Genomic DNA, 15,277 nt, shown 5'->3' on the forward strand with positions numbered 1-15,277 from the left:
TTAGTCGAGCAGTCCGCGAACGAGCGTGACCCAATAACGAACGCCCAACGGCAGCAGGTCGTCGTTAAAATCGTAATGCGGGCTGTGCAGCGCGGCGGATTGCATGCCGTTCCCCATCCAGATGTAGGCACCGGGGCGCTGCTCAAGCAGAAACGAGAAATCTTCCGAGGCCATGCTCGGGGCCAGATCGCGATGCACACGCTCCGCGCCCAGAAGATCCTCGAGCGTGGCGGCGCAGCGCTGGGCGTGCGCCGGCGTGTTGATCGTGGCGGGATAGCAGCGCCGGTAATCCAGCGCCACGGTCAAACCATGAAACTCCGCCAGCGCGTCGATCGCCTGCTTGAAGCGCGCCTCGAGATGCGCCTTAAGCGCCATGTCGAAGCAGCGCAGGGTACCGCGCAGCTCCACTTGCTCCGGAATCACGTTGAAGGTATCCCCGCCGTGGATGCTGGTCACGCTCAGCACCGCCGACTTGTCCGGCGGCGTTTCCCGACTGACGAGCCCCTGAAGCTGGCTCACAAGCTGGCAGCTCGCCAGCACCGCATCGGTTCCCAGGTGCGGCATCGCTGCATGGCACCCCTTGCCGGTCAGGGTCAGGGTGAAGATGTCGAATGCCGCCATCACGGCGGTGTCGTGCACCGCCGCCTCGCCGACCGGGAGCCCCGGCCAGTTGTGCAGGCCGTACACCGCGTCCATGGGGAAGCGCTCGAACAGGCCCTCCTCCACCATGACACGGCCGCCGCCTTCGTTTTCTTCCGCAGGTTGGAAGATGAACACCACCCGCCCCGTGAAGTCCGGCTGCTGCTTGAGGGTCCAGGCGGCACCCAGCAGCATGGTGGTATGGCCATCGTGGCCGCAAGCGTGCATCTTGCCCGGCGTAGACGAGGCATAGTCGAGCCGGGTCTGCTCGCTTACGTCCAAGGCGTCGATATCCGCCCGCAGGCCGATCGTTTTACCCTCGCCGAGCGCTCCGTCGAGATACGCGACCACGCCGGTGCCTGCCATGCGCGTGGTCTCGTACCCCCACTCCTCCAGCAGCGAGACGATGCGCGCGGAGGTTCGGTGCTCCTCGAAGGCCGTTTCGGGATGCTGATGAAAATCCTGACGCCACGCCTTGAGCCACGAGTCTTCGGGGAGTTTGAAGGGTGAATTCATGTGTGTTTCCTCACAGCAGCAGGTGAGCGACGATGGCCGAGCCAACGAAGGTGCCGGTGAAGACCAGCAGCGCCACCAGCACCAGCTTCCAGCCGGTCTGGCGGAACATGGTGAACTCTCGCCCGGTCAGCGCCAGACCTGCATAGGCCAGTACCGGCGTGACCACCGCGAGAAAGTTTACCTCGGCAAGCTGGGCGACGATCCACTCACTGCCAGGAAAGGAGGGCAGCGTCGCGATGATGCTGATCAGCGATACCCAGGCCACGCTGGGCAGATAGAAGGGGCACAGGCGCCCGACCACCAGACCGATCACTACCATCACGTAGAGAATCAGCATGCCCGGCAGCGCCTCCAGCAGCGGCGCGCCGTTGACCGTGTTGCTGAACCAGGCCGCCACGCACACCACCGCCAGGATCAACACCGTCTTGGGCAGTTGATTCTCGGGGCGCAGCTCCTTGAGGGAGTCGGTATCGAAATGATCTACCGTCGTTTCGTTAGCCTTCATGACGCACCTCCGGTGAAGAACGGCGGGCCAGCCGCTTGTACATCCATTCGGTGACCGGCAATGCAACGAACAGCGAGATATAGAGTCCGGTCGCATAGGTCAGCAGATTGCTCGCCCCGGCGAAGGCGAGCAGCTCGTCACGCGCGCTGGGGACCGCTTCCGCCAGCGCTGCGGAGCAGGCGGCCACCATGCTGCCGCTTCCCACGCCGCAGGCCATGGCGAGCGCTCGCACGTCCAGAATGTCCAGCGAGGCGATGTAGCCCGCCATGAGCGCGAAATAGAGGGTGCCGAACATGGTCCCCACGACATAGACGCCCATGATGCCGATGCCTTCCGGGCTTCGCAGGCCATAACGGTCGGAGATGATCGCGATGTTGGGCTCCCGGGCGATGGAGTAGGTCGCTCCGATCGCCTCGCGGCCCATCTTGAGTACCAGTACCGCGAAGGGAAGTGCGATGATCATCGTGCCGAGATTGCCCAGCTCCTGGAGAATCAGCGCGGGCCCGGCAGCCACGATCTGTTCGATGGCCGGGCCGATGGTGGAACCGAACTTGGCAATGAAAGGAAGAATGGCAATAAGAATCAGCGGACCTGCCGCCTGGCTGACCGGCTGGGGAATGACCTTGCCCATGACCTTGAAAAGATGTGGGTTGAACAGCACGCCGATCACGAAGGCATAGAGAAGCGGCAGCAGCAGAAGGGTTCCCGGCCCCATCGGGATGCGTATGATGCCGATATATTCCGACAACATTGACGTAAGGATCACCGCCAGGTGAAGACGCCAGTTGAGCAATAGTTGTAAGTTCATCGGGTGTTCCTGTTTTTTTTGGAATCTCGTCGAGTATCAAAAGTTGCTCGTTTCAATCATAGAGATTTAGTGGCCTGAATTTTAGAACACAAAACAAGCAACTGATTATTAATAACAAAATCACCAATAGCGTCAAAATGCGTCAATGGCAGGAACAGTGCGAGCGCTTCGCCCGACCCACCTAGCCGCGTCAATGATGAAGAATCGGCTAGACTGGCGCCTGCATGCGCGCCAGGCATCGATCATGCGATCGCGACGCCGACCGCCGTGGTCAGCTGCGCGCCAACGTTGTTATACTAAAGTCTAAAATTCCAACGAAGAGACACTATGCCCATCGCCCTGCCGCTGCGTCGCCTGTGGACCCTGGATAAATTCGCCTACAGCCTGCGCGTGTTCATCGCCTTCAGCGGGGCGCTGGCGCTGAGCGCGTTTGAAGGCGACGTAGGGCTGGTCATTCCACTCTTTCTGGGCATCATCGCCTGCGCGCTGTCGGAAACCGACGACAGCTGGCAGGGCCGTCTTCAGGCGCTCGCCGTGACGCTTGCGTGCTTTGCCTCGGCCTCCTTCATCGTGCAGTGGCTGTTTCCCTGGCCGTGGCTGTTCGCACTCGGCCTCGGGGTTTCCGCCTTCACGCTGATCATGCTCGGCGCCATCGGCCAGCGCTACGCCACCATCGCCTCGGGTACGCTGATTCTCTCAATCTACTCGATGATCAATATCGAGCAGCACGGCGGCGTGGACGCGGACGTCGCCTCGCGCCAGCTTCTGCTGCTGGGCGGTGCGGCCTGGTACGGGCTGATCTCGGTGATCTGGTGCGCGCTGTTCTCCCGTCAGCCGGTCAAGCAGAGCATGGCGCGGGTCTACAAGACGCTGGGCGAGTTCCTGATCCTGAAATCCGCGCTGTTCGAGCCGGTGCGCGGGGTGGACGTGGAGGCGCGCCGGGTGGCACTGGCGCGCCAGAACGGCCAGGTGGTGGCCGCGCTCAACCAGGCCAAGGAGATGATCTTTCGCCGCCTGGAGGGCCAGCGCGGAAGCGCAAAGCTCAACCGCTACCTGCGCATCTACTTCATCGCCCAGGACATCCACGAGCGGGCAAGCTCCACCCACTACCCCTACAGCGCGCTGACCGAGGCGTTCTTCCATCACGACGTGCTGTTTCGCTGCCAGCGGCTTCTGGACCAGCAGGGCCGAGCGTGCCGCCAGCTGGCGAAATCGCTTCTGCTCAACCGACCCTTCGATCACGAACTCAGCGAGCAGGCGCTGGTCGACCTGCGCGCTTCGATCGACAACCTGCGTGATCGCGGCCGCCCGGAGTGGCGCGCGCTGATTCGCCCGCTCAACGCGCTGGCGGACAACCTCGCCACGCTCGAAGGTCAGATCGCCAGCGCCCACAACCCGGACGTCAGCGACGATCGCCGCGACAACGCCCTGTTCGATCGTTCGCCGGGCAGCCTCAAGGAAGCCTGGAACCGGGTGCGCCTGAACCTGACTCTGAGCTCACCCACGTTCCGTCACGCGGTGCGCCTTTCCACCGCGCTGATGGCAGGCTATGCGCTGTTGCAGTGGCTGGACCCGGAGCAGGGGTTCTGGATTCTCTTGACCACGCTGTTCGTGTGCCGCCCCAACTTCGCCACCACCCGACGCTTTCTCTCCCAGCGCATCCTCGGCACGGTGCTGGGGCTCACGGCGGGCTGGGCGTCGATCAGCCTGTTTCCCCAGCCCGGCATCCAGAGCCTGATCGCGGTGGCCGCCGGGGTGTGCTTCTTCGCCAACCGTGAACGCCACTACGTGATCGCCACCGCGTCGATCACGCTGCTGGTGCTGTGCAGTTTCAACCAGGTAGGCGACGGCTTCGATCTGATCTGGCCTCGGCTGTTCGATACCTTGATCGGCGCGCTGATCGCCGGGCTTGCGGTGTTCTTCATCCTGCCGGACTGGCAGGGGCGCAGGCTATACCGTGAGGCGGCCAAGGTGCTGGCGAGCCATCGCGGCTACCTGGACGAGATCGTTCACCAGTACGAGCAGGGCAAGCAGGATGATCTGGCCTACCGCCTGGCGCGGCGCAACGCCCACAACGCCGATGCGGCGCTCTCGACGCTCTTGACCAACATCCTCCACGAACCGGGCCACTACCGTAAGCAGGATGCCGACAGCGGCCTGCGCTTTCTGGTGCTCTCCAACACGCTGCTGAGCCACCTTTCGGCGCTGGGCGCCCACCGCCATCACCTGGTGGAAGGCGAGGACGACGCCACTCTGATGCCCCAGGCCCGGCATATCAGCGACCTGCTCGGGACGATGGCTGGAGAGCTTCACGGGCGCCGCTCGATCACCCCTGTCGTCGAGCCGGTGAACGAGCTTCTGGCCGCGCTGGACGAGCCGGCCAACCCCGACGAGGAGCAGAACGCCGTGACGCTCTACCGCCCGATCCAGAGCCAGCTCAAGCTGATCGCCGAGCAGCTGGTGCCGCTTTCCGAGAGTGCCCAGCGCCTGATCGAGAAAAAACCCGCCGACGCCTGAGCCTACACCTGCCCGTAGCGCCCGGCGGCTTCGCCCAGCCAGCGGCGTACCAGCACGGCGGTGGCGGCCTTGTCCGTCTGCAGCGACTGGGCGAGTGCGGTGACGCGCTCCAGCAGGTCGCTGTCGCGCTCGAGATCGGCGATCTTCATCTGGGCAAGGCCGGTCTGGCGGGTGCCGAGGACTTCGCCGGGGCCGCGGATTTCCAGGTCCTTCTCGGCGATGCGAAAGCCGTCGGTGGTTTCGCGCATCACGCCCAGGCGCTCCTTCGAGCTTTTGGAGAGCGGCGGGTGGTAGAGCAGCACGCAGAAGCTCTCGGTGCTTCCCCGCCCCACGCGCCCGCGCAGCTGGTGCAGCTGTGAAAGCCCGAGGCGCTCCGGGTTTTCGATGATCATGAGACTCGCGTTGGGGACGTCCACGCCGACCTCGATCACCGTGGTGGCGACCAGCAGGTCGAGCTCGCCCGCCTTGAACGCCGCCATCACCTCGGCCTTTTCCGCCGCCTTCATGCGGCCGTGAACGAGGCCGATGGCGAGCTCCGGCAGTGCCTCGGTCAGCTCTTCCCGAGTGACCTCGGCGGCCTGGCACTGCAGCACCTCGGACTCCTCGATCAGCGTACACACCCAATAGGCCTGGCGACCATCGCTGCAGGCGCGGCGGATGCGCTCGACCACTTCCGGTCGGCGCTCGTCAGACACCACCACGGTCTTCACCGGCGTGCGCCCTGGCGGCAGCTCATCGATGACCGAGACGTCGAGATCGGCGTAGGCGCTCATGGCCAGCGTCCGGGGAATGGGTGTGGCGGTCATGATCAGCTGGTGCGGGGTCAGCCCGCCCGCCTCGCCCTTCTCGCGCAGTGCCAGACGCTGGTGAACGCCGAAGCGATGCTGCTCGTCGATGATCGCAAGCCCCAGGCACTGGAAATGAACGTCGTCCTGAAACAGCGCGTGGGTGCCGACCACCATGCGCGCCCGGCCGTCGCTGATCGCCGCCTTGGCATCGAGGCGGCTCTTGCCCTTGAGCTTGCCGGCGAGCCAGGCGACCTCGATGCCCAGCGGCTCGAACCATGCCTTGAAGGAGCGGTAGTGCTGCTCGGCGAGAATCTCGGTGGGCGCCATGATCGCCGCCTGACAGCCGCCGGCCAGTGCCGCGAGGGCCGCCATGGCGGCGACCACGGTCTTGCCGGAGCCGACGTCGCCCTGCACCAGGCGCAGCATCGGGGCGGACTCGGCGAGATCCAGCTCGATCTCCTCGAGTACCCGGCGCTGGGCGCCGGTCAGCGCGAAGGGCAGCTGGGCGAGAAAGCGGGTCTGCAGGCCGCGCCCAGAGGGCAGGCGCGGGGCGCCGTCGGCCTGGATGCGCAGGCGCACCTCGCGCAGGCTCAGTTGGTGGGCCAGAAGCTCCTCGAGCGCCAAGCGCCGGGTGGCCGGGTGACGGCCCTGGGCGAGCAGTTCGAGATCCACCTCCGGCGGCGGCTGGTGTAAAAGCGCCAGGCTCTCGTGCAGCCCGGGCAGGTGGAAACGCTCGGCCAGCGCCGGCGGAATCATGTCCGGCAGTGCCTCCGGGGCAGCCTCGAGGCGCGCCAGCGCCTGCTGGGCCAGCGCCCGCAGTCGGGTCTGGTGAAGACCCTCGGTGGTCGGGTAGATTGGCGTGTAGTGCTCCTCGACCGGGGTTTCGGCCCCGCCCACCGGGCGGTACTCCGGGTGATAGATCTCGAGCCCTGTGGCGCCGGCGCGCGCCTCGCCGAAGGCACGCAGCACGACTCCCGGGCGCAGCTGCTGGCTCTGGGCCGGCGAGAAGTGGAAAAAGCGCAGGCTCAGGATGCCGCTTTGATCGCGCAGGCGCACCAGAAGGCTGCGCCGTTTTCCCTTGACGATATCGCAGGCGGTCACCTCGCCCTCGACTACCGCTTCGCTGCCGGCGCGCAACAGGCCGATCGGCGTCAGCCGGGTGCGGTCCTGGTAGCGCAGCGGCAAATGAAAGAGCAGATCGCTCACCCGCTCGATCTGCAGGCGGGCCAGCTTGCCCGCCAGCGCCTCGCCCACGCCCTTGAGCTCGGTGATCGGGGCGTCGAGCTCGTTCATGGGGCGGGTCGCCTGCACATCTCGATCGCCTCGACCAGCGCGTCGATCGCCTTGGGCCGGGGAAAGCTCGCTCGCCAGGCGATGGCCACGGTGCGTGAGGGCGCGGGGTCGGCGAAGGGGCGACTCGCCAGCAGGGACTGCTCGTGGGTCTCGGCGCCGAGCGCCGACTGCGGCAGCACCGTGATGCCGAGTTTGGAGGCGACCATGTGGCGGATGGTCTCGAGCGAGCCGCCCTCGGCAATCAGGGTATTGCTCGGGCTGTTGAGCTTCTGGGTGATCGCCGGGCAGGCCTCGAGGATCTGGTCGCGAAAGCAGTGGCCTTCGCCGAGCAGCAAGAGCCGCTCCTCGAGCAGGTCCTCCTTGTCGATCGCCGCCTTGGCTTCCCAGGCGTGACCCTTGGGAATCAGTACCTCGAAATCCTCGTCGTAGATCGCCTTGGTCACCACGTCGGTCTCGGTGAACGGCAGCGCGACGATGATCACGTCAAGCTCGCCGCTGCGAAGCTTGCTTCTGAGCGTGCCGGTCAGCCCCTCCTCGATGTAGAGCGGCATTTGCGGGGCGACCTTGGCCAGCGCCGGGATCAGGTGCGGAAAGAGGTAGGGGCCGATGGTGTAGATGGCGCCTATGCGCAGCGGATTGGCGAGCTGATCGCGTCCGGCGCTGGCGAGCTCGTAGATCAAGCTCGATTGCTCGAGCACGCGCTGGGCCTGGATGACGATCTTCTCGCCAAGCGGCGTAACCTGTACCGTGGACTTGGAGCGCTCGAACAGGGGGGTGTCGAGTTCGTCCTCGAGTTTTTTCACCGCCACCGATAGCGTAGGCTGGGAAACGTGGCAGCGTTCGGCGGCGCGACCGAAGTGTCGCTCTTGTGCAAGGGTTACGATGTAGCGAAGTTCTGTTAAAGTCATACCGTGCCGGCAGGCATCCTCTCGTAGGCTCGTGACGCATCATCAAAACGATGGACGGGATGGCAAGGACAAGCAAATCCCCATGACGATGGCATATCTCAACGGGACTTTGTATCTAATAGGGAATATTTATCAAGAGGAGTGCGCAGGTGAAACTCACTGTACTGATCATCGGCTGTGGCGATATCGGCATCACCCTGGGGCGCGAGCTCATCGACGAGGGCCACCGGGTGATCGGCGTGCGCCGCCAGGCCGATCGGCTACAGGGCACCGGCATCGAACCCCTGGCGCTCGATCTCGACGACCTGGAAGGTGCCGGCGCCGACGCGCTGCCCCAGGCGGATTACGTTGTCTATACCGTCAGCGCCGACCGCTTCGAGGAGAGCGCCTACAAGAGCGCCTACCCGGACGGCCTGAAGCGCGTGCTCGGCGTGCTCGAGCAGCAGGAAACCCCGCCGCGGCGCACCTTCTTCGTCTCCTCGACCAGCGTCTACGGCCAGCAGGAAGGCGAAGAGGTCAACGAACTGAGCCCGACGGAGTCGACCAGCTTCTCCGGCACCCTGATGAGCGAAGCCGAGCAGGCGCTGCTCGAGCATCCGCTGCCCGGCACCGTGGTGCGTTTCTCAGGTATTTACGGCCCCGGTCGTGACCGGCTGATCCACCAGGTCAAGGAGGGCCGCATGGCCGCAGTGACGCCGGTGATCTACTCCAACCGTATCCATCGCGACGACTGCACCGGCATCCTCGCCCACCTGATCCGCTGCCAGGAGAGCGGCAAATCCCTGGCCGATCTCTACCTGGGCAGCGACTGTGAGCCCGCCACCATGCACAACGTCATGAGCTGGCTCGCCCAGGAGCTGAAGGCGGAAACCACCGGCACCATGCAGTCGCCGCTGCGTCGCCGTGCCAACAAGCGCTGCGACAACAGCCGTATCTGCGAGACCGGCTACGCGTTCCGCTACCCGAGCTTTCGCGAAGGCTACCGCCAGATGCTCAAGGAGGGCGGCTTTCTCGAGCTTCAGAACGCCTGAACTACGCACCTGAACCACGCGCCTGATCCTTCAAGCGCCATAAACGCAAAGAGCGAGCCCGAGGCTCGCTCTTTGCATTGAGCGCGGCGTCATACGCTTCAGTCGCCGATCACCATGACGGCTTCGGCTTCCACCTGACTACCCTTGGGCAGCGCACGCACGCCCACGGCGGCGCGGGCCGGGAAAGGCGCCTTGAAGAACTCCTCCATCACGCGATTGACGATGGCGAAGTTGTCCAGATCCACCAGATAGAGGTTGAGCTTGACGATGTCGGCAAGCGAGCCGGCCGCCTCCTCGCACACCGCCTGCAGGTTGGTGAACACCTGGCGGGTCTGCGCTTCGATGTCGCCTTCGACCAGCGCCATGGTCGCCGGGTCCAGCGGGATCTGGCCGGAGAGATACACCGTATTGCCCGCCTTGATGGCCTGGGAGTAGGGACCGATGGCGGCCGGCGCCTTGTCGGTATTGATGACGGCTTTGTTGCTCATGGTGCTGCTCCTGTACTAAAGCGTATCTTTCGCTTTTTGCTTTGAACGATCTTGTCGAAACGATTTTAAAAAAAAATGCCGCCCCACATCGGCGTCGAAACGGCGCTCGATGTGCGCGGGCGAAAAGAATCAGTTGGCTATTCGGGTGATCTTGCTGACGCTTGGCAGGTTGCGAATGCGCTTCATGATGCGCGCCAGGTGCACGCGCCCTTTCACCGACAGGGTCAGGTTCACGGTGGAGAGTCTGGCGTCGCGCTCCTCGATGCCGATGCGCTCGATGTTGGCGTCGGCGTCGGTCACGAGGCCCGCAAGCTCCGCTACCAGCCCGCGACGGCTCTCGATTTCGATGCGCAGCGCCACCGGGAAGTCCTCGTCGATCTCCTCGGACCACTCCAGGGCGAACAGCTTGTCCGGATCGTTTCTGAGCTCCGCCAGATTCCTGCACTCGCTACGATGCACCACCAGGCCCTTGCCGACGGAGAGATGCCCCATCACCGGGTCGCCGGGCAAGGGGTGGCAGCAGCGCGCGAAGCTCAGCACCATGCCTTCGCTGCCGCTGATGACCACGGCCTTGTCGCTGCTCTGCAGGCGGCCCTGGTCGAGATGGGCGCCCTGGGCCACGTCCGCCAGGCGGCGTGCGGCCACATGGGCCATGCGATTGCCAAGGCCCAGCGACTCCAGCAGCGCATCGAGGGAGGCCACGTCGAGCTCCTTGAAGGCTTGCTCGAACACGCTTTCGTCGAGCTCCTCGAGGCTGGTCTCGAAGGACGCCAGCGCCTTGTTGAGCAGTCGTCGGCCGAGCATGATCGCCTCGGACTGCTGCTGGTGCTTGAGCGCGTGGCGGATCGCCGAGCGCGCCTTGGCGGTGGAGACGAAGTTGAGCCAGGCGAGGTTCGGACGCGCGCCGGGGGCGGTGATGATCTCCAGCGTCTGGCCGCTTTCGAGGCGCGTGGAGAGCGGCGCCAGGTGGCGGTCGATCCGGCAGGCGATGCAGTTGTTGCCGATGTCGGTATGCACGCTGTAGGCGAAGTCGATCACCGTGGCGCCCTGGGGCAGCTCCATGATGTCGCCCTTGGGCGTGAAGACGTAGATGTCGTCCGGGAACAGGTCGTTCTTGACGTGCTCGATGAACTCCAGCGAATCACCGGCGTGGCGCTGCATCTCCAGAAGCCCCTTGACCCAGGCCCGCGCCCGGGCGTGGCTGCCCTCGGCGATCGGATGGGCGGTCTGGCCCGCCTTGTAGAGCCAGTGGGCGGCGATGCCGTTATTGGCCATCGCTTCCATCTCGCGGGTGCGGATCTGCACCTCGATGGGCATGCCGCGCTGGCCGAAGAGCGTGGTGTGCAGGCTTTGGTAGCCGTTCGCCTTGGGAATCGCGATGTAGTCCTTGAAGCGCCCGGGCACCGGCTTGTAGAGGTTGTGCACCACGCCGAGAATCCGGTAGCAGCTCGCCACGTCCTCGGTGATGATGCGAAACCCGAACACGTCCATGATCTCGGCAAACGGCTTTTGCTGGTCGCGCATCTTCTTGTAGATCGACAGAAGATGCTTCTGGCGGCCGATCACCGTGCCCGTGAGCTGCTCGTCGTCGAGGCTCTGCTGAAGCGAGGACTGGATCTGGCGCATCGCGCTTCGTCGGTTGCCCCGGGCGCTGGCCACCGCGCGCTTGATGCGCTCGGCGCGCATCGGGTGGATCGCCTGGAACGACAGATCCTCGAGCTCGATACGGATGGTGTTGATGCCCAGACGCGCGGCTACGCGAGCGTAGATCTCGAGCGTTTCCCGGGCGATGCGGCGCTTCTTGTCCGGTCTGAGCGCCCCGAGGGTGCGCATGTTGTGCAGCCGGTCGGCGAGCTTGACGATGATCACGCGGATGTCGCGCGACATCGCCAGCACCATCTTCTGGAAGTTCTCCGCCTGGGCGACGGCCTTGTCCTCGAAGGTGATCTGGGTCAGCTTCGAGACGCCGTCGACCAGTTCCGCCACGGAGCTTCCGAACTGCTCGGACAACGCCTGCTTGGAGACGCCGGTATCCTCGATGACGTCGTGCAGCATGGCCGCCATCAGGCTCTGATGGTCCATGTGCATGTTGGCCAGGATGTTGGCTACCGCCAGCGGATGGGTGACGTAGGGCTCGCCGGAGCGGCGCCGCTGGCCGTCGTGGGCCTGCTCGGCGTAGTAGAAGGCGCGTTTGACCTGCTGGATCTCGTCCGCGGGTAGATAGCCGCCGAGCCGATCGGCCAGGTCATCGATGGTGAACATGTACCGCGCCCCTCGTCAGCAGTCCTGGACTCAGTCGTCGAGGTGGGCGCTGGGCGCGACGGGCCGCGCGCGCACCGGCGCTTCGACGGGCTCGTCCAGCACCGAATGGTCGACCAGGCCGGCGGCGATCTCGCGCAGCGCCATCACCGTGGGCTTGTCGTTCTCCCAGGGCAGTTGAGCATCGCGAGAGCCGCGAGCGAGCTGGCGGGCACGCTGGGTGGAGATCATCACCAGCTTGAAGCGGTTTTCAACGTTTTCGAGACAGTCTTCGACGGTAACGCGCGCCATGGGGGCTTTCCTTTGAGAACGGCGCCGGGCCGGTAGTGTGCAAGACCGCTACCGACCGAGCGAAAAATGGGTAATAGGACCGGATAGATTACTCGACGCCGGGCGCCTGTGACAAGAGCGCCTCGAGCAGCGGCGCGTGGCGCTTTTGCATCGCCTCGAGGGTGAGGCGACGGCTGATCACCAGCGCCTGCAGCTCGGACAGTGCCGTGGTGAAATCGTCGTTCACCACCAGGTAGTCGTACTCGTCGAAATGCGACATCTCGCTGACCGCGTCGCGCATGCGCCGCGCGATGACCGCGTGCTCGTCGGTGCCGCGACTCGACAGGCGCCGCTCGAGCTCGGCGCGCGACGGCGGCAGGATGAAGATCGACACCGCCTCCGGCATCTGGGCGCGCACCTGCTGAGCGCCCTGCCAATCGATCTCGAGAATCACGTCCTGGCCGGCGTCGAGCAGGCTCTGCGCCGCTTGACGCGACGTGCCGTAGTAGTTATCAAAGACCTTCGCGTGCTCGAAGAAGTCGCCTCGCTCGATCATCGCCTCGAAGGCAGGCGCCTGGCAGAAATGGTAGTTGACGCCGTCGACCTCGCCTTCGCGCCGCACGCGCGTGGTGTGGGACACCGACACCTGGATGCCGTCCACGCTCTCGATCAGCTCGCGGACCAAGCTGGTTTTACCCGCACCCGACGGCGCCGAAATGATAAACAGCGTACCCTGGGACATGAAACGCTTCCCTAGTTGACAAGAGTTGACGTGGGCGGACGCACCGAGCAAGCCGCCGCGCTGATGGCGCGCAGTATCGCATACCTGCCGTGGGGTCTGTAGTAAAAGCCGCGCCCGCGCCCCACCACCGCCTTTCGACGAGGAGAAAGCATGCGTGCAACGATCTTCCTGCTGGCCGTGATCGCCTTCGGCGTTGCGCTTCAAAAGGGCATCATCGAGATCCCGCGCCAGTGGGCTCCCTGGGCGCCGTTGCACATCGACGATCCCATCACGCCGATCACCAAGTTCAAGCTCAAGCGCCTGGAGAACGACCGCGCCGGCTGCCTGGCCGCGCTCGACACCGTACCCGAGGGCGAACTCGACGTCAGCGCCGTGGCGGACTACTCCCCCACGGCCAGTTGCCCGCTGACCAATATAGTGCGCATGAATTCGAGCAGCGTGCGCTTCAACCGAAGCTTCGTCGCCACCTGCCCCATGGCGCTCGCCTGGGTGATGTTCGAGCGCCACGAGCTGCAGCCCGCCGCCATGGAAATCATGGGCAGCCGGGTCAGCCAGGTGGATCACGTGGGAAGTTTTGCGTGTCGCAACGTCTACCACCGCGAGAACGCGCGACGCAGCGAACACGCCACCGCCGAGGCGCTGGATGTCACGGGGTTTCGGTTCGAAAACGGTCGGCGTGTATCGCTGATCAGCGACTGGGACGACGAGGGGAATGCGGGAGAGTTCTTCAGGGCGGCGCGAGACGGCGCCTGCAAGACGTTCGGCAACGTGCTGGGGCCGGACTACAACACCGCGCATGCCGATCACTTTCACATGGGCATGCGCGGCTACCGATTATGTAGCTAAGCGATCCCGCGGTCGCTGGAAGCGATCACTCGAGGTTGATATCGTCTTTGTCGGTCAGCGCGCCAGCTGCGGCACCCGCACCAGCGCCCAGAATCGCACCGCCACCGATGCTGCCACCCGTCGCCGCTGCCGTACCGGCACCTACCGCCGCGCCGAGGCCGGCACCGCTGGTGGCACGCTCGCCGGTGGTCGAGCCACAGCCCGCCAATACCAGCATGGCGGCGGTGATTGCGCCCAGGGTCACAACGCGAGAAGTTTTCAAAAGCTGAGTATGCATGGGTCACCTCCTTATGGTTTGCACTCTTATACCCTAGGAAGAATTACCCGCCTTTGCCACTTTAATCGCGTCAACGCTGGTTTAACCTAAGTTGCGAAAAGCGCTTGCCGGCGTTCATGCGCCCGAGTCAGGCGGTACTCGTCTCGGGGTCGCTGCGCTTTTCGAGCACACGGCCCCACCAGAAGATCAAGAGCCCGCAAAGGGCCAGCCCCGTGCCGACAAGACCGGTGCTCGACCAAGGCAGACCTGCGCTGATCGCCAGTCCCGCAAGCCAGGCCCCCAGCGCGTTGGCGCCGTTGAACGCGGCGTGGTTGAGCGAGGCCGCCATGGTCTGGGCGTCGCCGGCTACGTCCATCAAGCGCGTCTGCAGCGACGGCGCCAGCGCCATGCAGGTACCCACCAGGCCCACGCAAAGAAGTCCCGTCCAGACGTTGTTGGCAGCGACGAAATAGAGCCCCTGGATCACCGCACACCAGATCAGGATGCGTGGAATCGCCCGCATCAGGTTCCGGTCCGCCATGCGCCCGCCCACCAGATTGCCGATGATCGAGCCGATGCCGAAGATTACCAGCACCAGCGGGCCGAACGCCTCGCTCATGCCTGCCTGGCGCGTCAAGGTCGGCATGACGTAGCTGAAAATGGAGAACATGCCGCCGCAGCCGATGCATGCGATGGCGATGGTCACCAGCACGCGCTGATCGACCAGCGCCTTGAGCTCCTTCTTCGGGCTGGCCTGAGTGTTGATGGGCTGTACAGGCACGTAGAGGCGAATAAGCAAGGCGGTGAGCAAGGCGATGCCACCCACAGCGGTAAAGGCGATCTGCCAGCCGAACACGTTGCCCGCCCAGGTGCCCAGCGGCGCGCCCACGAGGATCGCCGTGGTCAGCCCCAGCATCACCCGCGAGATCGCCCGCGCGCGCTGGTCGACGGGCACCGCCCCGGCGGCCACCAGCGCCGCCACACCAAAGTAAGCACCGTGGGGCAGTCCGGCCAGAAAGCGCAGGCCCACGAAGGACCAGAATCCCGGCGCCATCGCACTGGCGATGTTGCCCACGGCGAACACCAGCATCAGCACGATCAACAGCGCCCGCTTGGGCACCCGCGCCGCCAGCGCCGAGATGATCGGCGCGCCCACCACTACGCCAAGCGCGTAGCTGCTGATCGCGTAGCCCACCTGGGGCTCCGAGACGGCCAGGTCGCTTGCCACACGGTTCATCAAGCCCATGATGACGAACTCGCTGGTACCGATACCGAAACCACCCAGCGCTAACGAAAATTCGGCCAAGCGCGGGCTACGCGCTTGGCCTTGAGAAGACTCTTGCACACTTGACTCCATGGGCGCCGAAGCACCCGAATGAATATCGACTCGATTACGTCGGATGATCGCAAA

Annotated in this window: 14 protein-coding genes; 3 read left to right on the plus strand and 11 right to left on the minus strand. The window is 64.8% G+C overall.

The annotated features are described in order from the left end of the window. From GEV37_RS10040 to GEV37_RS10050, 3 genes are read right to left on the minus strand one after another with little or no spacing between them, the layout of a single operon-like run. A complete protein-coding gene (locus tag GEV37_RS10040; protein WP_227390098.1) occupies positions 1-1,155 on the minus strand; it encodes a M20 aminoacylase family protein in 1,155 nt (384 codons plus the stop codon). 10 nt (positions 1,156-1,165) lie between these two features. Next, positions 1,166-1,660: a hypothetical protein gene (locus GEV37_RS10045; protein ID WP_227390099.1), complete on the minus strand. Its 495-nt coding sequence runs from the start codon at positions 1,658-1,660 to the stop codon at positions 1,166-1,168. Beyond that, positions 1,650-2,468: a DUF3100 domain-containing protein gene (locus GEV37_RS10050; protein WP_227390100.1), complete on the minus strand. Its 819-nt coding sequence runs from the start codon at positions 2,466-2,468 to the stop codon at positions 1,650-1,652. The genes GEV37_RS10045 and GEV37_RS10050 overlap by 11 nt, the downstream gene beginning before the upstream one ends. A 327-nt stretch (positions 2,469-2,795) precedes the next feature. Between GEV37_RS10050 and yccS the strand changes: the two genes are divergently transcribed. Next, positions 2,796-4,985 carry a YccS family putative transporter gene (yccS, locus tag GEV37_RS10055; protein ID WP_227390101.1) on the plus strand — a complete coding sequence of 730 codons (2,190 nt, stop codon included), beginning with the start codon at positions 2,796-2,798 and terminating at the stop codon, positions 4,983-4,985. Between the two features lie 2 nt (positions 4,986-4,987). Here the strand turns inward: yccS and recG are convergent, their stop codons facing one another. Together recG and GEV37_RS10065 are read right to left on the minus strand one after the other, a co-directional pair. After that, positions 4,988-7,066 (minus strand): ATP-dependent DNA helicase RecG, encoded by a 2,079-nt coding sequence (gene recG, locus GEV37_RS10060; protein WP_264477741.1) that lies wholly within the window; start codon positions 7,064-7,066, stop codon positions 4,988-4,990. Continuing rightward, positions 7,063-7,974, minus strand: coding sequence for a hydrogen peroxide-inducible genes activator (locus GEV37_RS10065; RefSeq protein ID WP_227390103.1), 912 nt, complete (start codon positions 7,972-7,974; stop codon positions 7,063-7,065). The genes recG and GEV37_RS10065 overlap by 4 nt, the downstream gene beginning before the upstream one ends. A gap of 149 nt (positions 7,975-8,123) precedes the next feature. On the opposite strand from GEV37_RS10065, the gene GEV37_RS10070 reads away from it, so the two are divergent. After that, positions 8,124-9,005, plus strand: coding sequence for an SDR family oxidoreductase (locus GEV37_RS10070; protein ID WP_227390104.1), 882 nt, complete (start codon positions 8,124-8,126; stop codon positions 9,003-9,005). A gap of 98 nt (positions 9,006-9,103) precedes the next feature. On the opposite strand, the gene GEV37_RS10075 is transcribed toward GEV37_RS10070, so the two are convergent. From GEV37_RS10075 to gmk, 4 genes are all read right to left on the minus strand, one after another. Then, positions 9,104-9,493 carry a RidA family protein gene (locus tag GEV37_RS10075; RefSeq protein WP_227390105.1) on the minus strand — a complete coding sequence of 130 codons (390 nt, stop codon included), beginning with the start codon at positions 9,491-9,493 and terminating at the stop codon, positions 9,104-9,106. Positions 9,494-9,622: 129 nt separating this feature from the next. Next, a complete protein-coding gene (gene spoT, locus GEV37_RS10080) occupies positions 9,623-11,755 on the minus strand; it encodes a bifunctional GTP diphosphokinase/guanosine-3',5'-bis pyrophosphate 3'-pyrophosphohydrolase (RefSeq protein WP_227390106.1) in 2,133 nt (710 codons plus the stop codon). Between the two features lie 30 nt (positions 11,756-11,785). Then, positions 11,786-12,043, minus strand: coding sequence for a DNA-directed RNA polymerase subunit omega (gene rpoZ, locus GEV37_RS10085; protein WP_227390107.1), 258 nt, complete (start codon positions 12,041-12,043; stop codon positions 11,786-11,788). Between the two features lie 88 nt (positions 12,044-12,131). Next, positions 12,132-12,764, minus strand: coding sequence for a guanylate kinase (gene gmk, locus GEV37_RS10090; protein WP_227390108.1), 633 nt, complete (start codon positions 12,762-12,764; stop codon positions 12,132-12,134). Positions 12,765-12,914: 150 nt separating this feature from the next. Here gmk and GEV37_RS10095 point away from each other — a divergent pair, with 150 nt between their 5' ends. Next, complete coding sequence (locus GEV37_RS10095; protein ID WP_227390109.1) at positions 12,915-13,610, plus strand: extensin-like domain-containing protein; 696 nt, start codon at positions 12,915-12,917, stop codon at positions 13,608-13,610. A gap of 25 nt (positions 13,611-13,635) precedes the next feature. On the opposite strand, the gene GEV37_RS10100 is transcribed toward GEV37_RS10095, so the two are convergent. Together GEV37_RS10100 and GEV37_RS10105 are read right to left on the minus strand one after the other, a co-directional pair. Then, the gene (locus tag GEV37_RS10100; RefSeq protein ID WP_227390110.1) at positions 13,636-13,887 is read right to left on the minus strand and encodes a hypothetical protein; all 252 of its coding nucleotides are present in this window, start codon (positions 13,885-13,887) and stop codon (positions 13,636-13,638) included. A 127-nt stretch (positions 13,888-14,014) separates the two neighbouring features. Next, entirely contained in the window at positions 14,015-15,211 is a 1,197-nt protein-coding gene (locus tag GEV37_RS10105) for an MFS transporter (RefSeq protein WP_227390111.1), read from the minus strand. Positions 15,212-15,277 lie beyond the last annotated feature (66 nt).

The organism is Vreelandella malpeensis (assembly GCF_020622355.1).
GTDB lineage: Bacteria > Pseudomonadota > Gammaproteobacteria > Pseudomonadales > Halomonadaceae > Vreelandella > Vreelandella malpeensis.